Source organism: Corynebacterium simulans, from assembly GCF_001586215.1.
Classification (GTDB): Bacteria; Actinomycetota; Actinomycetes; order Mycobacteriales; family Mycobacteriaceae; genus Corynebacterium; species Corynebacterium simulans.
In genome coordinates this window covers 2,541,787-2,562,825 of the sequence record NZ_CP014634.1, presented here as the reverse complement: position 1 = coordinate 2,562,825, position 21,039 = coordinate 2,541,787, and the positions used below count along the sequence as shown (strand labels likewise).

At 61.6% G+C, this 21,039-nt stretch carries 22 protein-coding genes; 10 read left to right on the top strand and 12 right to left on the bottom strand.

The window, feature by feature from the left end; genetic code table 11:
• Positions 1-48 precede the first annotated feature (48 nt).
• From WM42_RS11980 to WM42_RS11970, 3 genes are read left to right on the top strand one after another with little or no spacing between them, the layout of a single operon-like run.
• The gene (locus WM42_RS11980; protein WP_062038649.1) at positions 49-1,011 is read left to right on the top strand and encodes a 1-phosphofructokinase family hexose kinase; all 963 of its coding nucleotides are present in this window, start codon (positions 49-51) and stop codon (positions 1,009-1,011) included.
• A gap of 41 nt (positions 1,012-1,052) precedes the next feature.
• A complete protein-coding gene (locus WM42_RS11975; protein ID WP_062038646.1) occupies positions 1,053-3,158 on the top strand; it encodes a PTS fructose transporter subunit IIABC in 2,106 nt (701 codons plus the stop codon).
• A gap of 51 nt (positions 3,159-3,209) precedes the next feature.
• Positions 3,210-3,479: an HPr family phosphocarrier protein gene (locus WM42_RS11970; RefSeq protein WP_062038643.1), complete on the top strand. Its 270-nt coding sequence runs from the start codon at positions 3,210-3,212 to the stop codon at positions 3,477-3,479.
• Positions 3,480-3,568: 89 nt separating this feature from the next.
• Here the strand turns inward: WM42_RS11970 and WM42_RS11965 are convergent, their stop codons facing one another.
• The 3 genes from WM42_RS11965 to hflX form a co-directional block, all read right to left on the bottom strand.
• Complete coding sequence (locus WM42_RS11965; protein ID WP_062038640.1) at positions 3,569-4,567, bottom strand: HNH endonuclease signature motif containing protein; 999 nt, start codon at positions 4,565-4,567, stop codon at positions 3,569-3,571.
• 114 nt (positions 4,568-4,681) lie between these two features.
• Positions 4,682-5,962 carry a uracil-xanthine permease family protein gene (locus tag WM42_RS11960; RefSeq protein ID WP_062038637.1) on the bottom strand — a complete coding sequence of 427 codons (1,281 nt, stop codon included), beginning with the start codon at positions 5,960-5,962 and terminating at the stop codon, positions 4,682-4,684.
• A 30-nt stretch (positions 5,963-5,992) separates the two neighbouring features.
• Positions 5,993-7,447 (bottom strand): GTPase HflX, encoded by a 1,455-nt coding sequence (gene hflX, locus WM42_RS11955; protein ID WP_062038634.1) that lies wholly within the window; start codon positions 7,445-7,447, stop codon positions 5,993-5,995.
• Positions 7,448-7,526: 79 nt separating this feature from the next.
• Between hflX and WM42_RS11950 the strand changes: the two genes are divergently transcribed.
• Together WM42_RS11950 and WM42_RS11945 are read left to right on the top strand one after the other, a co-directional pair.
• Positions 7,527-8,303 carry a hypothetical protein gene (locus tag WM42_RS11950; RefSeq protein WP_062038631.1) on the top strand — a complete coding sequence of 259 codons (777 nt, stop codon included), beginning with the start codon at positions 7,527-7,529 and terminating at the stop codon, positions 8,301-8,303.
• 22 nt (positions 8,304-8,325) lie between these two features.
• Positions 8,326-8,841 (top strand): hypothetical protein, encoded by a 516-nt coding sequence (locus tag WM42_RS11945; RefSeq protein ID WP_062038628.1) that lies wholly within the window; start codon positions 8,326-8,328, stop codon positions 8,839-8,841.
• On the opposite strand, the gene dapF is transcribed toward WM42_RS11945, so the two are convergent.
• The 3 genes from dapF to WM42_RS11930 are packed head-to-tail and all read right to left on the bottom strand — an operon-like array spanning position 8,838 to position 11,166.
• A complete protein-coding gene (dapF, locus tag WM42_RS11940) occupies positions 8,838-9,668 on the bottom strand; it encodes a diaminopimelate epimerase (RefSeq protein ID WP_061923034.1) in 831 nt (276 codons plus the stop codon). The genes WM42_RS11945 and dapF overlap by 4 nt on opposite strands.
• Positions 9,665-10,567 (bottom strand): tRNA (adenosine(37)-N6)-dimethylallyltransferase MiaA, encoded by a 903-nt coding sequence (gene miaA / locus WM42_RS11935; protein WP_062038625.1) that lies wholly within the window; start codon positions 10,565-10,567, stop codon positions 9,665-9,667. Before miaA ends, dapF begins: the two co-directional genes overlap by 4 nt.
• Positions 10,561-11,166, bottom strand: coding sequence for a hypothetical protein (locus tag WM42_RS11930; protein ID WP_062038622.1), 606 nt, complete (start codon positions 11,164-11,166; stop codon positions 10,561-10,563). The genes miaA and WM42_RS11930 overlap by 7 nt, the downstream gene beginning before the upstream one ends.
• Positions 11,167-11,263: 97 nt before the next feature.
• On the opposite strand from WM42_RS11930, the gene WM42_RS11925 reads away from it, so the two are divergent.
• Both WM42_RS11925 and WM42_RS11920 read left to right on the top strand, forming a co-directional pair.
• The gene (locus tag WM42_RS11925) at positions 11,264-12,571 is read left to right on the top strand and encodes a DUF349 domain-containing protein (RefSeq protein ID WP_062038620.1); all 1,308 of its coding nucleotides are present in this window, start codon (positions 11,264-11,266) and stop codon (positions 12,569-12,571) included.
• Positions 12,561-13,661, top strand: a complete 1,101-nt coding sequence (locus WM42_RS11920; RefSeq protein ID WP_235591266.1) for a GNAT family N-acetyltransferase — start codon at positions 12,561-12,563, stop codon at positions 13,659-13,661. The genes WM42_RS11925 and WM42_RS11920 overlap by 11 nt, the downstream gene beginning before the upstream one ends.
• A 9-nt stretch (positions 13,662-13,670) precedes the next feature.
• On the opposite strand, the gene WM42_RS11915 is transcribed toward WM42_RS11920, so the two are convergent.
• The 5 genes from WM42_RS11915 to WM42_RS11895 all read right to left on the bottom strand — a co-directional run bounded on the left by WM42_RS11915 (position 13,671) and on the right by WM42_RS11895 (position 17,994).
• Positions 13,671-14,264: an Rv2732c family membrane protein gene (locus WM42_RS11915; protein ID WP_062038617.1), complete on the bottom strand. Its 594-nt coding sequence runs from the start codon at positions 14,262-14,264 to the stop codon at positions 13,671-13,673.
• An 11-nt stretch (positions 14,265-14,275) separates the two neighbouring features.
• Positions 14,276-15,736, bottom strand: coding sequence for a tRNA (N6-isopentenyl adenosine(37)-C2)-methylthiotransferase MiaB (miaB, locus tag WM42_RS11910; protein WP_062039475.1), 1,461 nt, complete (start codon positions 15,734-15,736; stop codon positions 14,276-14,278).
• Between the two features lie 101 nt (positions 15,737-15,837).
• Positions 15,838-16,434 carry a recombination regulator RecX gene (gene recX / locus WM42_RS11905; RefSeq protein ID WP_062038613.1) on the bottom strand — a complete coding sequence of 199 codons (597 nt, stop codon included), beginning with the start codon at positions 16,432-16,434 and terminating at the stop codon, positions 15,838-15,840.
• A complete protein-coding gene (gene recA, locus WM42_RS11900; protein WP_061923051.1) occupies positions 16,435-17,568 on the bottom strand; it encodes a recombinase RecA in 1,134 nt (377 codons plus the stop codon).
• A 210-nt stretch (positions 17,569-17,778) separates the two neighbouring features.
• The gene (locus WM42_RS11895; RefSeq protein ID WP_062038610.1) at positions 17,779-17,994 is read right to left on the bottom strand and encodes a DUF3046 domain-containing protein; all 216 of its coding nucleotides are present in this window, start codon (positions 17,992-17,994) and stop codon (positions 17,779-17,781) included.
• Positions 17,995-18,111: 117 nt separating this feature from the next.
• Here WM42_RS11895 and WM42_RS11890 point away from each other — a divergent pair, with 117 nt between their 5' ends.
• Genes WM42_RS11890 through WM42_RS11880 form a run of 3 tightly spaced genes read left to right on the top strand, consistent with a single transcriptional unit; the run spans position 18,112 to position 20,007 of the window.
• Entirely contained in the window at positions 18,112-18,684 is a 573-nt protein-coding gene (locus WM42_RS11890; RefSeq protein ID WP_062038607.1) for a biotin transporter BioY, read from the top strand.
• Complete coding sequence (locus WM42_RS11885) at positions 18,685-19,377, top strand: energy-coupling factor ABC transporter ATP-binding protein (RefSeq protein WP_062038604.1); 693 nt, start codon at positions 18,685-18,687, stop codon at positions 19,375-19,377.
• A gap of 15 nt (positions 19,378-19,392) precedes the next feature.
• On the top strand, positions 19,393-20,007 hold the full coding sequence (locus WM42_RS11880) for an energy-coupling factor transporter transmembrane component T family protein (RefSeq protein WP_061923066.1): 615 nt from the start codon (positions 19,393-19,395) through the stop codon (positions 20,005-20,007).
• 74 nt (positions 20,008-20,081) lie between these two features.
• On the opposite strand, the gene WM42_RS11875 is transcribed toward WM42_RS11880, so the two are convergent.
• Complete coding sequence (locus WM42_RS11875; RefSeq protein WP_061923070.1) at positions 20,082-20,945, bottom strand: PspA/IM30 family protein; 864 nt, start codon at positions 20,943-20,945, stop codon at positions 20,082-20,084.
• Positions 20,946-21,039 lie beyond the last annotated feature (94 nt).

Here is a 21,039-nt window from a genome sequence, read left to right as displayed (position 1 = left end):
TAGCTTTCTCCCAATATACGCAAACTGCGAAAGGGACGAGTCTCCACAATGATTCTCACATTGACCCCCAACCCCAGTATTGACGCCACCCTAAACCTCCAAGAAGCCATCAATCCTGGCGCAGTTCACCGCGCCAGCCTGGTTTCGCAGGTCGCAGGCGGCAAAGGCGTCAACGTCACGCACGCGGTGCACCTTGCCGGCGAGAAATCCGTCGCTCTTCTGCCCGCACGCAAGGGCGATCACTTCCTTACCTTGATGGAAGACGGCAACATTCCCTTCGATGCCGTATCTATGCCTGGTTCTGTCCGAACCAACACCACCATCACCGAGCCAGGTGGCCGCACCACCAAGGTCAACGGCCCTGGCCCTGAGCTCGACGAGACAGTCCAGTCTGCCATTTCCTCCTCACTGGCCGCGCTTTCCATCGGCGCGGAATGGGTGGTGCTTGCGGGTTCCCTGCCCAAGGGCGTTCCCACGCATTGGTACGCCACGCTTGTCGACGCCATCCGCTCCGCCGCGCCCCAAGCACGCATCGCCGTCGACACTTCCGACGCCCCGATGGTCGCCCTTGCAGAGCGCCTCAACGAGTCCGCACCGAATCTACTCAAGCCCAATGGGCTTGAACTCGGCCAGCTCACCGATACTGACGGAAATGCACTCGAGGCCGCCGCGGAACAGGGCGACTACTCAGGCGTCGTCGAAGCCGCGCGCGTAGTGGTTGGTCGTGGCGTCGATGAGGTTCTCGTCACTTTGGGCGGTGCTGGCGCAGTTCTCGTTACTGCAGATGGCGCTTGGGCTGCTACCCCACCTCCTACGGCTGTCGCATCCACCGTCGGCGCGGGTGATTCCGCACTTGCCGGCTATATTTTGGCCCGCCGCGCAGGGAAGGACTTTGCGGAAGCTTTGCGCCAATCCGTGGCCTACGGTTCTGCGGCTGCGGCTCTGCCCGGCACCCAGCTGCCAAAGCCTGCACAAGTCAATATCTCAGAAACTAAAGTTTTAAGCCTTTAACCGCGTTTAACTACAACTTTGATCATTAAAGGAGTGCCCTCATGGCATCCAATCTCATCACGACAGACTTGGTCGCGTTGGACGCCGATTTCGGCGACAGTGTCGAATCTGTCATCACTAACCTTGCCACCCTGGTGCACGAGACGGGGCGCGCGACCTCCGCCGAGGGTCTCGCCCAACCGGCCATCGACCGCGAGGCCAAGGCTGGCACCGGCGTGCCCGGAGGCGTTGCTATTCCACACTGCCGCTCTGAGGTCGTAACCGAGCCAACGCTGGCCTTCGCGCGACTTTCCCGCGGTGTCGATTTCTCCGGTCCCGACGGCGACGCCAAGTTGGTCTTCCTCATCGCTGCCCCCGCCGGTGGCGGTAAGGCACACCTAAAGATCCTTTCCAAGTTGGCCCGCGCACTGGTCAAGAAGGACTTCCTAGAGGCGCTGCGTACTGCGGCGACCAAGGATGAAATCGTCAAGCTGGTGCTGGATGTGGTCAACGCGGAAAAGCCAAAGAAGCCCGCGAATTCTGCTTCCGCGGCGTCAACTTCCGCCGCTACGGCGGCGTCCGCTACCGCAACACCAACTACCGAGAACGCAGCCACCAACATCGTCGCGGTCACCGCCTGCCCCACCGGCATTGCGCATACCTACATGGCTGCCGACGCCCTGACCCAAACCGCGGCAGAGCGCACCGACATAAACCTCACCGTCGAGACCCAAGGCTCCTCGAATAACACCTCCGTCTCGCAATCGGTGATCGACGCCGCTGACGCCGTCATTTTCGCCACCGACGTCGGAGTCCGTGAACGCGAACGCTTCGTCGGCAAGCCCGTCATCGAATCCGGCGTCAAGCGCGCCATCAACGAGCCTGGCGTCATGCTCGATGCGGCGGTCGCCGCTGCCAAGAACCCGAATGCGCGGCGCGTGGCGGGAACGGCGACATCGGAAAGCGCGTCAGGAAGCGCATCAGGCAGCGGAGAAGAAGGCGAAGCACTCGGCTGGGGCAAGCGCATCCAGCAGGCGATCATGACCGGCGTGTCCTACATGGTGCCTTTCGTGGCCGCGGGCGGCCTTTTGCTCGCCCTCGGCTTCCTCTTCGGCGGATACGACATGGCCAACGGTTGGCAGGCGATTTCCACCAACTACTCGTTGACCAACCTGCCCGGCCACCAAGTTGAGGTCGACGGCGCGATGATGACCTTCGACCGCTCCGGCTTCCTGCTCTATATCGGTGCGGTGCTCTTTGCCATCGGCCAAGCAGCCATGGGCTTTATCGTTGCGGCACTGTCGGGCTATATCGCCTTCGCTTTTGCCGGCCGCCCGGGCATCGCTCCTGGTTTCGCCGGCGGCGCCATCGCCGTCACCCTCGGCGCGGGCTTCATCGGTGGCCTGGTCACCGGTCTTATCGCGGGGCTTATCGCCATGTGGATCGGCAACTGGAAGGTCCCCCGCTGGATCGGTTCCCTGATGCCGGTTGTCATCATTCCGCTGCTGACCAGCCTTATCACCGGTCTGCTGATGTACCTGCTGCTCGGAGCTCCGCTGGCCGCAATTATGGAAGGCCTGCAGAACTGGCTTTCTTCCATGTCCGGCTCGTCTGCCGTGCTGCTGGGCATCATCCTCGGGCTGATGATGTGCTTCGACCTGGGCGGCCCCGTCAATAAGGCGGCCTACCTGTTTGCCACCGCCGGCCTTTCCACCGGCGACCAGGCCTCCATGGAGATCATGGCTGCCGTCATGGCCTCCGGCATGGTTCCGCCGATTGCGCTATCGATTGCGACCTTCCTGCGCAAGAACCTGTTTACCCCGGCAGAGCAGGAAAACGGCAAGTCCGCGTGGCTACTCGGCCTCTCCTTCGTCTCGGAGGGCGCCATCCCATTCGCTGCCGCTGACCCATTGCGCGTCATCCCAGCGATGATGCTCGGTGGCGCCACCACCGGTGCACTGTCGATGGCCCTGAGCGTCGGTTCGCGTGCCCCACACGGCGGCATCTTTGTCTTCTTTGCCATCGACCCGGCCTGGGCTTATGTCGTGGCTATCGCGGCGGGCGTCGTGGTTTCCGCGCTGGCGGTCATCGCCCTGAAGCAATTCTGGCCGAACAAGACCGTCGAGGAAGCAGCCGCCAAGGCGGAGGCTGCCAAGGCCGCGGCATAACGCGTACACTTGTAGGCACGAAATCTCACATAGTCGAAAGGACTTATCATCATGGCATCTAAGACCGTAAAGGTTGGCTCTTCCGTCGGACTGCACGCACGTCCTGCGTCCATCATCGCAGACGCTGCAGAGGCTTATGACGAAGACATTCTGCTGACCCTCGTCGGGGGCGATGACGACGAAGAGACCGACGCAGCTTCCTCCCTGATGATCATGGCCTTGGGCGCTGAGCAGGGTGACGAAGTTACCGTTACCTCCGAGAATGCAGAAGCAGTCGAGAAGATCGCCGCTCTCATCGAGCAGGACCTCGACGCTTCCTAGCGTTAGCTTTAAAAGACTCCCGAGCTTTAAAGCTTGGGAGTCTTTTTTAAGTTTTGGGCATGCCAAAGCGCCCGCGCGTGGCGGGGGCTCTAGCTCACCGGCGAAGCCCACGGCGGCAACCAGGTGGTTTTTCCGCGAATGCGAGCTAGCTTTCCACGGGAAGTTTTCGGCGAACTTCCAGGCGGAGAGTCGTCATTTATTCCGTTGTGATACGCACAGCAGGTTACGAGGTTTCCGATGTTCGTATCGCCTCCCCTAGCCCAAGCGGTGAGGTGATGGGCCTGCGCACTATCCGCCGGGTGATTACAGCCCGGCCACGCGCACGTGGGATTTTCGGCCGCGGCCAGCAGGCGCTGCTTTTCATTAGCAAACCGCCGCGTGCGATAAAGATTGACCGGCCCTTCATAAGGATGCACGAGGCTGACCAATCCATGCGCGGAAAGCACGCGGGAGACGAAATCCGCGCCAGAAATGCTCGCGCCGTTGGTCATGCGAAGCAGGATTTCCTCTCCGCCGCCTTGCGCGATTTCCACGAACTCATCCAGAGTGATGACGACGTGGGAGCCCGCCACCGGCTTGTGCGCACCGGAAAAGAATCCCTCATAAAAGGATTGGACGGGCGCTTCCGGTTTTAAGGCAGAGAAGATATCGGCAATCATGTCCTGCTTGCCGGTAACGGTCAGGGACCACAGCGCTTGGCGACGCCGCGTAATCCGCACCCCTTCCTGTGGTTGCTTGGCGTATTCTTTCGCCATCGCGCGGGCTTTTGCCTTCAGCTTGTCCGCGGGAAGGGTGCTGGCGCAGAGTGCTTCCCGTACTTTCCACTTATCGCGTTGGCGTGGGATGCGGGAAATGTAGCCTTCGATCATCGTCAGCGTGGACAGGCTATGCTCTGAGCGCTGCGCGTTGCGCTGGCGGCGCGAAGAGGAGGTGGGGCCAAAATAGATGCCCGCCAGATAGATAAGCTCGCGGGCCTGTAAGTTCGACGCGCCGAGCTGCACGAGCTGTGCTTCGCTGCGCCCGTGGGCGCCGGCAAGAATGGCCATGCCTGGCGCCTGGGCTGCGAGGAAGTCTGCTAGTGCGTTCATGGTTTTTGAGCCTAAAAAGCCCTCACCAAACCCCACAAGAGGCAATTTTTTTGCCTGTGGATAACTTCGCCGAATTCACCCCGAAAAGGGGCAAGATTGGTGACGTATCCCCTTTTAGTACTTGGCGCCCTTGCCCTCACCAAGGGTTTCGTAGAGCCACTTCGCCGCAGGGTAGACCACAATGACGCCGATGGAGCCCCAAGCGATGCCCTCGAGGGAAACGGAACCCACGTTCAACGTCAGGTTGCCGATACCCGCAATCAACGCCACCGCAGCACAGGTCAGGTTCACCGGATTGTTGAAGTTGACCTTGTTATCCATCCAGATGCGGATGCCCAGCATGCCGATGAGGCCGTAAAGTACGAGGGTCGCCCCGCCCAGCACACCGGTGGGGATGGTGAAAATCAGCGCGCCGAACTTCGGGATGAAGGCCAAGCAGATGGCGAAGACCGCAGCCACCCAGTAGGCCGCCGTGGAGTACACGCGAGTCGCGGCCATAACGCCGATGTTCTCGGCATAAGTTGTGGTGCCGGAACCGCCGAAGCCGCCGGCGATGGCGGTGCCGAGGCCGTCGGCGATAAGCGCGTCGCCAGCTAGGTCATCGAGGTCGCGCTTCGTCATCTCAGACACGGCCTTAACGTGGCCAATGTTTTCTGCAATCAGCACCACCAGCACTGGCAGCGCAACGGCGATGGCGGAGAACTTAAACTCCGGCGAGTGGAACTGCGGGAAGCCAATCCAGGCAGCATCGCGGATGGTCTGCGCGGTTCCTTCCGCCAGGTTTCCGGTAAGCGCCGCAAAGACCCAGCCCACGACGACACCGATGAGGATGCCCAAGCGGGAGACCATGCCGCGCCCGCCCACGGTTGCCAGGACGATAGCAGCCAGGGTAATCGCTGCAACGAGCGGCTGGGTCTGGAAGTTCGTCGTGGCCGCCGGCGCCAAGTTCAGGCCGATGAGCGCCACGATGGAACCGGTCACGGCCGGCGGCATCACCGCGTCCAGCACACGGCGCCCCGCAGCTTTCACCACGAAACCGACGGCCATCAACACTGCACCGGTCACCAAAATGGAACCGGCCTGCGCGCTGATGCCATACTGCTGCGACGCCGTCAGCGGTGCGATGAAGGCAAAAGAAGAGCCCAGGTAGGAAGGCAGGCGATTGCGGGTAACCAACAGGAACAAAATAGTGCTGATGCCCGAGAACAGCAGCGTCGTATTAACCGGGAAACCGGTCAAGGTGGGAACCAGCAACGTGGCGCCAAACATAGCCACCACGTGCTGCATGCCGATGCCGATAGTGCGGCCCCAGCTCAAGCGTTCTTCAGGCGCTACTACCGCGCCAGGTGCAATATTCTTACCATCGCCGTGCAGGCGCCAACCAAAAGTACTCACGAGCCTTCATTATGGCCCACCAGCGGCGTTTTAGGAAACTTCTTCCGCAACGTACTCCGCCAATTCGTGGGCAATGGAGGCAGGCAGGCGGACGTCGACAAGCGTGCCCTCCCCTGTGTACTCCTCGCCCAAAACAGTGCCTTCGGCATGCACACGGGAGACAACATCGCCGCGGGTAAAAGGCACCAGCAAACGCACGTGCGCATCGCGGGAGTTGAGAAAAAGCTCAACACGCGAGGTCAGCTCATCAATGCCCTCGCCGGTGTGCGCGGATACGTAGACCACGTTCTCGCGGTCGAGCACGTGGCGAATCTCAGCAAGCACCAGCGGATCGGCCTTATCGATCTTGTTGATGACGATAATCTCCGGCGGCGCCTGCTCGCCTGTTTCCTGCACGATGTCGTAGATGACCTTGTTGACAGCCTCGATCTGTTTCAGCGGGAACGGGTCGGAGCCATCGACCACGTGCAGCATGATATCTGCAGCCAAGACCTCCTCGAGGGTGGACTTGAAGGCCTCCACCAGCTGCGTGGGCAGGTGGCGCACGAAGCCGACGGTGTCGGTGAAGACGACTTGGCGGCCGTCGGCAAGCTCTGCGCGGCGGGTGGTTGGGTCAAGGGTGGCGAAAAGCGCGTTTTCCACCAGCACGCCTGCGCCGGTCATCGCGTTGATGAGGGAAGACTTGCCCGCGTTGGTGTAGCCGGCGATGGCAATTTGCGCGATTGTCGACGCCTGACGCTTCGAGCGTTTGATATCACGTGCGGTTTTCATTCCGCGCAGCTCTTTACGCAGGCGCGCCATCTCGGAGCGGATGCGGCGCCGGTCGGACTCAATCTTGGTCTCGCCGGGGCCGCGCAAGCCGACGCCGCCGTTAGAGCCCGCGCGGCCACCCGCCTGGCGCGAGAGGTTGCCGCCCCAACCGCGGGTATGGGTATAGAGGTATTCCAGCTGTGCAAGCGAGACCTGCGCCTTACCCTCTTTGGACTTCGCGTGTTGGGCGAAGATATCCAGAATCAGCATGGTGCGGTCAATGACCTTGGTGTTGAGCTCGCGCTCTAGGGCGGAAAGCTGGCCGGGCTGCAGTTCGCCGTCGCAGATGACGGTGTCGGCGCCGGTGGCTTCGACGATTTCTTTGAGTTCCTGGACCTTGCCACGGCCGATGTAGGTGCCAGGGTCGGGCTTTTCGCGCTTTTGGTAAATCGCTTCCACGACTTCGGCGCCGGCGGTCTCGGTCAGCGCGGCAAGCTCGGCCATGGTGGCCTCTACTTCGGCGACGGTGCCTTCGGTCCATACGCCCACGAGTACGACCTGCTCGAGGCGCAGCTTGCGGTACTCCACCTCATAGCCGTCGGTGGTGTCCTCAGCGCGGATGGTGGTGGAAACGCGGCGAAAGGCATTGCGCTCGGCTAGGTCGAGGTCGCCCGTGGTGGGCTGGAATTCCTCACCAAAAGCCTGCGCGAGAAGTTCTTCGTGATTTTCGTTCATGTTGCTTTTATTCTTGCACGTCGCAGGCTTAAAACCCCAATTTTTAGTAGCTAAAGTCTGCGGAGATACAATAGCCACTATGACCGAAACTTCCCCCGCCTCCACTGCCAATACTGAGATGCAGGCAATTGGCCTGAACTTTGTGCGTTGGCAAGACGCCGTTGAGGCAGCCATTTCCACCAACCAGCTCACCGTCACCGGCGAGATCCGCGACGGTCAGCTCATCCAATTCGCGGACCCGTCCGGTGCGCAGATCAATATCCTCGCGGTCGAGCCTTTTGCCACCTACATCGGTTTCGATTCCGTAACGCAGGGCTTTGCGCATGTGTCCATGGTCAACGACGTGCTGGCTTTCATGGAAATCCTGGACCCATTCGGCACCGTTCTCGCACAGGCCACCGCTAACCTCGCGCAGGGTCCGCTGCTGGCAGACGAAGAAACCCAGCCGTGGCAGCAGGTAGGCCTTAGCGTCATGGGCTTCGGCGTGAAACGCTATGCCTCCGCCGCAGACTACGAGGCGGAGTTTGATACTTACCCGGCGGCCTTCGAGTCTGAAGGCGCAGAGATTGTCGCGAAGGGTTCCGGCGCAGCGGCGCCTACCCCGGGCTGCCGATTCGCCGCCCGCGTGATGGAATCCGAGTGGCGCGAAAACCAGCTTACCGGCGAAAAGTTCATGCACCTGGTCATGGACGGCGTCTTCCCGTTCGACCTCTGCTTACCGGCCAGCTTCGGTAAGCTTCCCGCCAAGGATGAAGTTCTGGCTGGAACTGGTATGCTGACGGCTTCAATCGAAATGCCCACCGGCGGCTGCGGCTCCGACGGCGGCTGCTCCTGCGGTTCTGGCGGATGCCACTAAATAAAACGAAGAAGGGCCAGGTATGGACTCGACAGGGCGTCATATGCTCGCCGTCACCCTCGCGGTGGTGGCAGCCGTTGCGCTCATCGTGACCCTGAAACTGCCTGGCCTTTTCATTTCGCTCTTGGTGGCAGGCGCCATATGGCTTTTCGCCTCTGCACGTCCCGACGCCTCCGAGCACGCCGCCCTGCGCACCTCCATCGATCTTTCCGCGGACGATATCCGCGACGTGATCGCTGAATTCGACGCCTTCTGCAATTCGCAAAATACCGATGCCATTGCAGACCGCACTTTGCACCGCCCCGCGCTGCTGGATCTGGATTGCACGGATCCCACCATCGAGGCCTTCCGCTACGAATTAAACGGCGCCAAGCGATTTTTAAGCCGCTTGGACATCCGCGTATACCGCACAGACATCGAAACCGACGAGCTGGAATCCCTCTTAAGGGTTACCGATGACCGCGCCACCGAGCTGCGCGAGACCTGGCTCGCCGCCCGCCGCGCGGCCCTTTCCCTCGGCACGCACTACAAAGACTAAAGCGCGGTCTCGCCAGTTGCCACGATGCGCGAAGGGCCGGTAAGACGCGAGTCTTCGTCAAAGATCTCCACTTCCACCGTGCCGCCGGGAACATGGACGCTGACGGTGCCGGTGCCGTAGCCGGCGTCGGCAAGCGCGGCGCATGCGGCCGCCACGGTGCCGGTGCCGCAAGAGCGGGTCTCTCCGACGCCGCGTTCGAAGACACGCATGGAAACGGCGCCTTCAGCAAGCTGAGTCAGCACCTCAACGTTGACTCCCTCGGGAAAGAAGGACTCATCGAAAGTCGGCTGCTCGAAGGTCATCTCGGCCAGGCCTTCTGCCGAAAGCCCCGGGATGACCGCTGCCAGGTGCGGATTGCCCACGTCGACACCGAGGCCCGCAAAGCTCTCGCCTGCCATCGACGCCGTGGAAACTCCGGTTACCCGCGCAGCACCCATCTCCACGCTAACCTGCGCCTCGAACTCATCGAAGGAATGCACCGTCACCGTTTTCGCACCGGCACGGGTGCCGACGGTGAAGGTATCGGCCTGCACCAAGCCGCGGGAGCGCACCCAGTGGGCAAAGACGCGAGTGCCGTTGCCACACATTTCGGCGACGGAACCATCGGCGTTGCGGTAGTCCATGAACCAATCCTCGTCCGCGATGCCGTCTGCGAGCGGCTCCCTCAGCGCTCCCGCGCGGACCACGCGCAGCAGGCCATCGCCGCCGATTCCGGCGCGGCGATCGCACAGGCGCTGCACGCGCTCGGGGCTAAGCTCTAGCTGGCCGTCATGGTCTTCGATAATGACGAAATCGTTTTCCGTACCGTGTCCCTTGGCAAATTTCATGCCTCAATAATACGCAGCGCCTGCCCACGAGTATCGGCGGCCGCATTCAGCCAGTTGATGCGCTTGTCGCGGTTAAACCAAGAGCGTTGGCGGCGCACGTAGCGCCGCGTTCCGGTAATCGTGCGCTCTATGGCTTCGTCCCAGGTCAGTTCTCCTCGCTGAGCTTGGAATACCTGCGCATAGCCGATGGCGCGGCCGGCAGTGGAATCTTCTACGAGGCCTTGTGTTTGCAGGCGCTCGACCTCCGTTACGAGCCCGCGTTCGAACATGCGTCGGCTGCGCAGCTCGATGCGCGGGTTGAGCCAATCTGCTTGCGTGCGCAGGCCCAGCAGCAGCATGTTCCAGCGCGGCGGCGCGTCCTTCGGCGGCTGGCTGGCCTTGAAGGGTTTGCCGGTTAGCTCGATGACCTCCAGCGCACGGACGGTGCGCCGCGGGTCTTTGTCCTCGATGATGGCGGCCGCGGCCGGATCTACTTCTGCAAGCTCCGCGTGCAGCTTATCGACGCCGATTTCCACCCTCCGCTGCTCATACTTCGCGCGAACTGCAGGGTCGGTGGGTGGAAACTGCCAGTCGTCGACGAGCGCCTGGACATAGAGCATCGAGCCACCCACGAGGATGGGCGTTTTGCCGCGGGCCATGATCGCCTCGACGTCGGCAATGGCGTCTGCCTGATAGCGCGCGACGGAGGCCTTCTCCGTGACCTCCCAGACGTCAAGCTGGTGGTGCGGGATGCCCTCGCGTTCTTCCATCGTGAGCTTCGCCGTGCCGATGTCCATGCCGCGGTAGAGCTGCATGGAATCGACGTTGACAACCTCGCCGTCTAGCTCATGCGCGAGCTGCACGCCCAAGTCACTTTTACCCGAACCCGTAGGCCCTACGACTGCGATTGGTCTTAGCATTGCCACCCCGCCACGTATCGTCCAACGCCCAGCGTCGAATCCGCCGCGCGCAGTTCCGCTTTTACCGGCCGCAGCGCCGCGAGCTCTGCCCACAGAGCAGTCTCTTCGACGCCGGCGGCCCGCAGCTTTTCTTCATCGCAGCTTTCGTCCGCGCCCGCTAGCAGGGATTCGCACCACTGGGCGGCCGCAGGGGCGGCGTCGATAAGCGCGAGCGGCGCGCGTTGGGTAAGCCCGGCACTGCCGTCTACGCACACTATGGTGAGAACGCCCGCGCGTGGGGTGCCCAGGTGCTCGCGGACCTCGCCCACGCGATAATCCGGACCGCCTGCAAGCATGTAGCGCGCCATAAGCTCCGGCAGGTAATTGCCCTCGCCCAGCTGCACGCTCGGGGCACCCCACGCGCGCAGGGAACCTGTATGTGCCGTATGCCAGCGTGCATCCCTGGAGCCAACGATGTCTAACACCAGCTCCTCATTGGCCGACGCGTATTCGCGGACCAGCTGCCGAGCTGCGCCTAATAGCGCGCGGCTAGGGGCATCTGCGGGAGATAATTCCTCCGCCAAGGCCGGCGAGGAAGGCATAATCAAAAGATTTAACATTGCTCAACTCATCCTAATGCAGGAGAAGGTACTGTTAGGGAGAACACTCTAGGCAGCCGTGACGCGCGGCGCGACTTTCATAAAGGCGGTTTCAACCATGTCTATCCCAACCCCAGGTGCAATGCCCAAGAAGGGTGCTCGTCCAGGCCCTCGCCCGGGCGCACAGCCGGCGGCTAAGGTCGCAAAGAATGATCCGGCCAAATGGGGCCGCGTGGAGGAAGACGGTTCCGTCTTCGTCAATGCTCCCGAAGGCGAGCGCAAGATTGGCGAGTGGCAGGCCGGCACCCCGGCTGAGGGCTTGGCGCACTATGGTGCCCGCTACGATGACCTTTCCACCGAGATTGAGCTGCTGGAAACACGTTTGAAGGCGCACCCGGGCGAGGCGGAAACCATCAAGGCCACCGCCGCGGAGCTGCGGGAGTCTTTGCCTACCGCTGCCGTTATCGGCGATATTGCGGCCTTGGACAAGCGTTTGGGCGCTGTCATCGAGCACTCCGTAAGCGCCGGCGAGCAGGCGCAGGCCGATAAAGCGCGCCGCCGCACGGAAGGCATCGCGGCCAAGGAGAAGCTCGCGGCAGAGGCCGAGGACATCGCAGCGAACTCCACCGAGTGGAAGGCCGCGGGAGATCGCATCCGCGCCATCCTCGAGGAGTGGAAGCAGATTCGCGGAATCGACCGCAAGACTGACGACGCCCTCTGGAAGCGCTACTCGCGAGCACGCGACTCCTTTAATAGGCGTCGTGGAGCGCACTTCGCGGAGCTAGACCGCAATCGCGCGGCGGCCCGCAAGCGCAAGGAAGAGCTCGTCGAGCGCGCCGTGGCGCTGCAGGATTCCACCGACTGGGCAGCCACCGCGCGCGCCTACCGTGACCTGATGACCGAGTGGAAGGCCGCCGGCCGCGCCCCGCGCGAGGCCGATGACAAGCTGTGGGCTCAGTTCCGCGCTGCGCAGGACCACTTCTTCTCCGCTCGCAACGCCGTCAACGACGAGCGCGATAAGGAATTCGCCGCCAACGCGCAGGCGAAGGACGCCCTGATTGCGGAATACGACTCACAGATCGATCCTTCCAAGTCCATCGAGGCCGCTAAGGCGAAGCTGCGCGAGCTGCAAGAAAAGTGGGAGGAAATTGGATTCGTCCCACGCAACCAGGTCCGTGAATACGAGGCCAAGATTGAGGCCCTGGAAAAGCGCGTTTCCGCCGCGGAGGATTCCGAGTGGCGTCGTACCGACCCCGAAGCTCAGGCACGCGTGGCGCAGTTCCAGTCCAAGGTCGACGATCTAAACGCGCAAGCCGACGCCGCCGCTGCCAAGGGCAACGCCAAGAAGGAGCAGGACCTGCGCGCCCAGGCCGCGCAGTGGCAGGAGTTCGCGGACGCAGCGGCAGCTGCTGTAAATGACAAATAATTTGCTCGTCCAGATTGTCCCCGGCCGCGGAGAGCCAGCAGATTGCGTCCGTAGCTTCGTCTTCGACGCGAACCTGTATGCGCAGGAGGCCAGCGGTGACCCAGCCGCATCTTCTGCGCCTTCGCGGGTGGTCCAGCGCCTGCAGGGCTCGAACGAGTCGCAGACCTATCTCTTTGGGCTAACTTCTCCTACCCCACTGGAGGTGGGCGCGCTGGGCTTGCCCACTATTTCCGCGGTGGAGCCCAGCCCGGAGTTGGATTTCGACGGCTTCATCCATATCTCGCTGCCTCTTCTTGAAGAAACACAGAATGCGGAAATCGAGTGCGTTCTCGCGGCGGGCCTGCTGCCCATGCCCGGCGAGGAGCTGTCCGCGGAAGCGTACGGGGTAGCCGAGCAGCTTGTCGACGCCGCCCTCGACCTGGCCCATAGGCTCGGCCGCAGCGTCGCACAGGTAGGCATGCTCTACCCTGCCGATGCGGACTACTCTTATGACCCGTTCTCGGGCCCGTATATCGCGCGGGGCTTTGCACAAAAGCACGCCGAGCACCAGATGTTCGTGGAGTTTCCGGATACGCCGGCGCGGCCTTTCCCGGTGGCCTCGCGTAAATTTCACGTCTTTGCCGACTATGACATCCCCGCTGAGTATCTGGATGACATCCTGGAGCTTTTGACCGTGGCCTCCACGGATGCGGTCTACGGCGATTTGAGCACCGAGCCTATTTATTGGACCGCGCAGCGTTTGGAGGAGGCGCATCGCAGGCTGCGGGCACGGCGCTCGCATACTCTTCTGGTTGCGGTCGAGGAAGCCGGGCGTATCGTGGCGCTGACGGAGCTTTCCCGGCACGCGGATGCGGACCCGGAGGTCTGTGAGTGGACGCTGACGGTCACCGCCCGCGATAGGCGTCGACGCGGACTGGCCACGGCTGCGAAACTGCACGCACTGCACGAGGTCGCGCGGTGGTGGCCGGACGCGCGCCGGGCATATTGCTCGGTAGCGGATGAGGACCCGGCGATGAACCGCATCTATAAGCACCTAGGTGCGAAGGTTATTTCCACGTCCTCAGCCTGGGAGCTGCATCTCCGGAGTTAAATTCGGGGCTTAACGCTTGTGCGCTCGGCGGCGCCGGTCGTCGATAAGCAGCGGATTCTCCTCCGGAGGAAGTGTGGTCGCGGCCTCCGTCTGCAGGACGCCGACTTGATCGAGGCAGCTGGCTGCGGCGCGGGCCTTTTCGGCCGCTGCAATTTGCTCGGGGCTGCGCCTAAAGGCCACGCGGCAGTACGCCAAGAATGCAATCAGGCTAGCGAGCACGCCGACCCACATGCCGATGGAGGCACCGTCCGCGGTCGAGCCGCGGTACCAGAAGCCCCAGAGGTTAAGAAACAGCGAGATTGCCACCAGCATCCATGCAGCAAGACCGAAGTTTAAGCGGCGGGTGATGGCGGTGAGGCTGGTCAGCACGCCGATGCCCAGCAGGGCACACCACCCCGAGATGTTCTCCATGATGGATATTTTCACACTCGTGCTGCCCAGACCAAGAACCTCCCAGCCCTGAGCGGAGCCGGCATAAGGCAGAACCAGGTACGCCACCCACGCGACAACCGCTACGATGAGCGCGGTTTTGTAGCCTCCCAGTTCCATCTTCTGGGCGGCAGCGCGCTCGGCGGCGTGGGCGGTGTCGTACTGATTGCTCATGAAATACTCCTTTAGCAGCCGCAGGAATCTTGGGTGGCGGGGGCGCCAACCTGCGGTAGCCCCAAACCTACGCCGATAGGCGCGGTGGTTGGGGTCTGCCCCGCTGCGGACATGTCGCCGGCCTTAGTGCGGCGGTGCTCGGTAACGCCGGAGTCAGCCACGAGGAAGAAGGAACCGGAATCGGTAACGGTGGTATGCACGACGTCGCCTGGGCGGATATCTGCGCTGATGTCGGTCCCGGCGGCGTCGATAGGCGCAAAGTGCACGAGGCGGCCGTCGCGGGAACGTCCGGTCAGGCGGTGAGTTTTGTCAGCCTTGCGGCCGCCCTCGGCCTGCACCAGCAGCTCAACGTCGGTGCCAACCAGCTTCGCATTCTCCTCGGCCTGGATGGAGTCTTGCAGCGCGACGAGGCGCTCGAAGCGCTCCTGCACGATGTGCTTCGGGACCTGCTTTTCCATCTCCGCCGCCGGGGTACCCGGGCGCGGCGAATACTGGAAGGTAAAAGCGGAGGCAAAACGGGCGCGTTTTACCACTTCCATGGTGGCCTCGAAGTCCTCTTCGGTCTCGCCTGGGAAGCCGACGATGATGTCGGTGGTGATGGCCGCATGCGGCATCTTCTCGCGGACTTCATCCAGGATGGCGAGGAACTTCTTCGAACGATAAGACCGGCGCATCTCCTTCAAGATGCGGTCGGAGCCAGACTGCAGCGGCATGTGCAGCTGCGGGCACACGGCTGGGGTCTCGGCCATGGCGTCGATGACGTCGGAAGTAAATTCTGCCGGGTGCGGCGAGGTAAAGCGCAAACGCTCCAAGCCCTCGATCTTTCCCACCTCGCGCAGCAGCTTCGAGAACGCGAACTTATCGCGCGGCAGGTCAGGGTCTGCAAAATTCACGCCATAAGCGTTGACGTTTTGGCCCAGCAGCGTGACCTCGGAGACGCCTTGGTCTACCAGCGCCTTGACTTCGGCCAGGATGTCGCCTGGGCGGCGGTCCTCTTCCTTACCACGCAGGGAAGGAACGATGCAGAAAGTACAGGTGTTGTTACAGCCCACCGAGACCGAGACCCAGCCGGCGTAGGCAGACTCACGCTTTGCAGGGAGCACGGAAGGGAAAGCCTCGAGGGAATCAACGATTTCCACCTGGGCCTCGTCATTGTGGCGCGCGCGTTCGAGCAGCGTAGGAAGGGCACCCATGTTGTGGGTACCAAAGACCGCATCGACCCATGGCGCGTTATCGAGGACGGTGTCTTTGTCCTTTTGCGCCAAGCAGCCGCCCACGGCAATCTGCATGCCGGGGTGGTTCTCCTTGGTCTTCTTCAATGCGCCCAGGGTGCCGTATAGGCGCTTATCTGCGTTCTCACGCACCGCGCAGGTGTTAAAGACGATGAGGTCGGGCTCGTCGCCGGAGTCGACTGCGCAGTAGCCTGCCTCCTCCAGCAAGCCGGAGATGCGCTCGGAATCGTGCACGTTCATCTGGCAGCCAAAAGTACGCACTTCGTAGGTGCGGGGCGCCTCAGTCTGGGGATTACTCACGTCGGGTCATTCTATCGGCCAAAGCAGCCAACTCATAAACCCTAGGATTCCAGCTCCGCGATGCGCGCATCCAGCGCCGCAATGGCAATCCGCATGGACATGCCTTGGTTGAAACCGCGCCGCGCCAGCACGCCTACGATGCGGCGCAAGTATTTATCACGCTCCGCCCGATCCGTCGGCGCCGTTTTCACAGAGCGCGCCTTCTTTACCGCCAAGGCCTGGGCAATGGACTCCTCAGATTCCTCCGTCACCTGCTCCAAGGCCTCACCCCGCAGGGCTTGGGACACACCCTTTTCCTGCAGCTCGCGGTCTAGCACGCGCGCGGATTTACCTCTGCGGGCATGGCGCTGGCGCACCCACTCTTTGGCAAAGGTGGCGTCGTCAAGCAGGCCCACGTGCGTTAGGTCATCGAGGACCATCTCCACTACCTCGGCGTCGAATTCGAGGGCAAGGAGGCGATCACTTAATTCCTTACGCGAACGCGCGCGCTGATCCAGCAGCAACAGCGCGCGGGAGCGCACCTTGGCTTTGGCTTCTTCTGCTTCGGCATCAAAAAGCCCGCCTCCAGCGGCGCCGGATTCATATTCGGCAAGCGCCTGGCGAAGCTTTTCGAGCTTTTCTGGGGCGGGCTTTGACATTTAGTCGTCGTCGAAGTCGACGTTCGGAACCAAATCGACGGCGTCATCCGTCAAGGAATCGTCCGCACCGGGCACGTCCATGTGGACTTCCTCTCCCGTCGCGGCCGCGGCGCCGATGCCCAGCTTGGTGAAGATCTTCTTCTCGATCTCATCAGCCAGGTCCTTGTTTTCCTTCAGGAAGTTACGGGCCTTCTCCTTACCCTGCCCCAGCTGGTCACCCTCGTAGGTAAACCAGGAACCGGACTTCTTGATAAAGCCGTGCTCCACGCCAAGGTCGATGATGGAGGACTCACGCGAAATACCCTCGCCGTACATGATGTCGAACTCGGCGATCTTGAAAGGCGGGGAAACTTTGTTCTTCACAATCTTGATCTTGGTGCGGTTACCAATCGCATCCTGGCCATCCTTAAGCGTCTGGATGCGGCGGATATCGCAGCGCACGGAAGCGTAGAACTTCAGCGCCTTACCACCGGTGGTGGTCTCCGGGGAGCCGAACATGACGCCGATCTTCTCGCGCAACTGGTTGATGAAGATGGCGGTGGTGCCGGAGTTGTACAGCGCGCCGGTCATCTTGCGCAGCGCCTGGGACATCAGGCGGGCCTGCAGGCCGACGTGGGAGTCACCCATCTCACCTTCGATTTCCGCCTTCGGGGTAAGGGCCGCGACGGAGTCGATAACGATGATGTCGATAGCACCGGAACGCACGAGCATGTCGGCGATTTCCAGCGCCTGCTCACCGGTATCCGGCTGAGAAACCAGCAGGTTATCCGTATCCACGCCCAAAAGGCGAGCGTACTCAGGGTCGAGGGCGTGCTCGGCGTCGATAAACGCAGCGATGCCGCCTTCCTTCTGCGCAGACGCAATCGCGTGCAGCGCAACGGTGGTCTTACCCGAGGACTCCGGGCCGTAAATCTCCACGATGCGCCCGCGCGGGAATCCGCCGATGCCCAGTGCGATGTCGATGGCGGTGTTACCGGAGGAAATCGCGCGGATTGGGGGACGCTCGTCGTCACCAAGGCGCATAACAGCACCCTTACCGAAATCCTTCTCAATCATCGCCATCGCGGCGTCGAGCGCCTTCTGGCGGTCATCTCCCTTGCCCGCCGCAGCGGTGGACTTCTTCTTCGTTGCCATTTTTAATTCCTAACGTTGATTTACCTGCGCATCCCACAGGCTCATTGATTTAGACTGCCAAACCGCACCTACGGTTCCGCAACAAAAGCTAAGCTAGCGCCGACGCCCGACACCCCAAACCACCTTACACACAAGTGTTCGAAACTAAAATACAAACCCTGCGTGTCCGCCCGGTTTTTAACTCACAAGTCTTCGAATGCGTTCGAACAACTAGAGCGTGGGATAGTCCACGCCCAGGCGGCGGTTTTCCGGAACACCAAAATCATCGCACAGGCCTTCCCACACCTCGCCTGGGTCTACCCCGCGTTCGATGAGCTCGTCGGCGGTTTCACCGTATTTAGCCAGCACGTGGGAGTGGCTTATCCACTTGCCTTCGGATTCACCGAATTCATCGACTATCAGTTGGTGATACTCCGTCAATCGCATGCCCGCTATCCTACAGGCCGAACTTCCAAGCCCCAGTCCCTGCTCAACACACCCGCCTGAACGCCGTTCAAAAGGCGAGTTTCCCAGCCGCAATGCCAGGCGTGTAATCTGCCCAACATGAAGAAGAACTCTGTCGCGGGCGACATCGCTTACGTTGCCGTCTTTACCGCTCTCATTATTGTCTTCGCGTTTGTTTCGATCCCCAGCCCGGTCTCCGGCGTTCCGATCGTTTTGCAGAACGCCGTCATCACCCTTGCCGGCCTGATTTTGGGCGGGCGCCGTGGCTTCTACGTAGGCCTACTTTTCATCGTTCTAGGCCTCGTTGGCCTACCGGTCCTGGCAGGCGGCCGCAGCGTTTTGAGCGCACTGGCCGGGCCTACTGTGGGCTACATCGCGGGCTATGTCATCTCCCCTGCCGTAGGCGGCGCGATTGCTTACCGCGCCCCGCGCAACAAGGCCGGCATGTCCATCGTCATTGCGCTCGCGGGCATCGTCAGCCTGCTCGTGCAATACACCTGCGGCACCATCGGCATGGCCTTGCGCGCGGGCATGGGCTGGGGCGAGGCCGCACTCGCACAGATTCCATTCCTGGGCCCTGACGCACTAAAGCTAGCGGTCATGGTCGTTATCGCGATTGGCGTGCACGCGGCGTTTCCGGATCTGATGGGACGCAAGCCCAAGAAGGCATAAATGTCCACCATCGAGTTCCAGAACGTCAGCGTCGCTTTCGACGAGGAAGAGGTTTTAAGCGATATAAACCTCACGCTTTCTGAGCAGCGCATTGCCATCATCGGCGCGAACGGCGGAGGTAAGTCCACGCTCACCCGCCTCATCAATGGCCTAGGCGAGCCCACCTCGGGCACCGTGCTTGTCGACGGCGCGGATGTCGCCCGCCACGGAAAAGAAATCCGCCGCAAGGTCGGTTTTGTATTCTCCGATGCGGAGAACCAAATTGTGATGCCGAACGTGCGTGACGACGTCGCCTTTTCGCTGCGTCGGCTAAAGCTCAGCAAGGCCGAGCGGAACGCGCGCGTGGATGCTGCGCTGGAGCGCTTTGGGCTACGCGAGCTGGCAGACCAGTCGCCGCATACGCTTTCTGGCGGGCAAAAGCAGCTGCTGGCTTTGGCCGCGGTCCTCGTGATGGAGCCGGTGCTTATCATCGCCGACGAACCCACCACTCTTTTGGACCTGCGCAACCGCGACCGCATCCGCCGCGAGTTTGCGCGCCTGGAGCAGCAGCTTATCGTGGTCACGCACGACTTGGATTTCATCCACGATTTCGACCGAGTCATTTGCATCGATGAGCACCGCATTGCTGCCGACGGCGCGCCCGCTGAGGTCATCGAGTTCTATCGCTCCCTGATGGCCTCCCGCCCGCTGTAGAAAAGGGAGACATTCGTGCCACAGAATATTCCGCTTGGGTTTTATGTCGATGCCGATACCTTCATCCACCGCTTGCCGGCGTGGGTGAAATTTGTGGTGCTCATCGCTTTCATCATCAGCACCACGATTTTTGCAAAGACCATTCCCGTAGCCGTGGGTTGCGCGGTAGTCGCGCTTGCGGTCTACCCGCTCGCGCGTATCCCTGCGCGCGTGGCCTGGAACCAGCTTTATCCCCCGCTCTATTTGCTCGTAGCGCTGGCGGCGCTGCAATGGTGGCAGCAAGACCTTGAAACGGCGGTGACTACTTTCTTTAGCATTTATGCCGCCATCGTCGCGGCAGTGCTCCTCACGCTGACTACTAAGGTCTCGGAGATGATGGAGTCTTTTGAGAAGGCGCTCGCGCCTCTTGGCAAGCTGGGGCTGCCGGTGGAAAACATCAGCCTGGCGATGTCACTTACGATCCGCCTCCTGCCGCTGATGCTCGGCACGGTTCAAGAGGTCATGGACGCCCGCAAGGCCCGCGGTGCGGGCACTTCCCTGCTGGCTTTCGGTACTCCGGTGGTCATCCGTTCGATACGCCGCGCCCGAGCCATGGGCGAGGCACTCCAAGCCCGCGGCGTGGGCGACTAGATACAGACTAGATACCGTCTAGATCCACAAAGACCCTCGAAAGAAGTTCTCGAGGGTCTTCTTAAAACTAGAGGCTACTGCTCGCCGCGCAGTTCGCGCAGGCGGGCCTGGACGGCGTCATCAGCAGCGGCGTTTGGCTGCGCCGCCTGGTCCGCTGCAGAACCAGCGGTGCGGTTGCCCTCGATTGCCTGCTGGGAGTTGCCCTCAACGGCCTTGGAGGAACCCATCTCTGCACGGATCTGCTCCAGACGGGAGTGGCCAGCCAGCTGCACGCCTGCCTGCTCCACCTCGTGCATGCGGTTAGCCACGGAGTTCTCCGCCAGCTCCGCCTGGCCCAGGGCCTTGGTGTAGCGGCGCTCAATCTTGTCACGGACGGAATCCAAAGACGGAGTGTTGCCGTTAGCAGTCATCTCGTTCATGGAGTTGAGAGACTCGGAGACCTTCTCCTGCATCTTCGCCTGCTCGAGCTGGGAAAGCAGCTTGGAACGCTCGTTGACCTTTTCACGCAGGGCCATGCCATTGCGCTCGACGGCCTTCTTGGCCTGCTCTGCCTGCTGAAGGGCTTGATCGTGGAGCTTCTTGGTGTCTTCCACAGACTGCTCTGCGGTAACCAGCTGTGCGGCGAAGGCCTCTGCGGCGTTCTCGTACTCGGTGGCCTTGGTGTTATCGCCTGCAGCGCGAGCCTTATCAGCAAGCTCCAGCGCCTGGCGGGTATTGCCCTGCAGCTTCTCAATCTCATTCAGGCGGCGGTTGAGCTGCATCTCCAGCTGACGCTGGTTACCGATGACAGCAGCTGCCTGCTGCGAAAGCTCCTGGTGCTGGCGCTGTGCGTCCTCGATGGCCTGCTCGATCTGTACCTTGGGATCAGCGTTTTCTTCGATCTTGGAATCGAAGAGTGCCATCAGGTACTTCCATGCCTTGGAAAATGGATTCGCCATTAGTGTGTTTAAGCCTTCCTAAGTTGCGTTTAACGCGTGACTAAAAGTGTTTCGTTACCCCACCAATACTAACGAAATCCGCGCCCCACTGTGG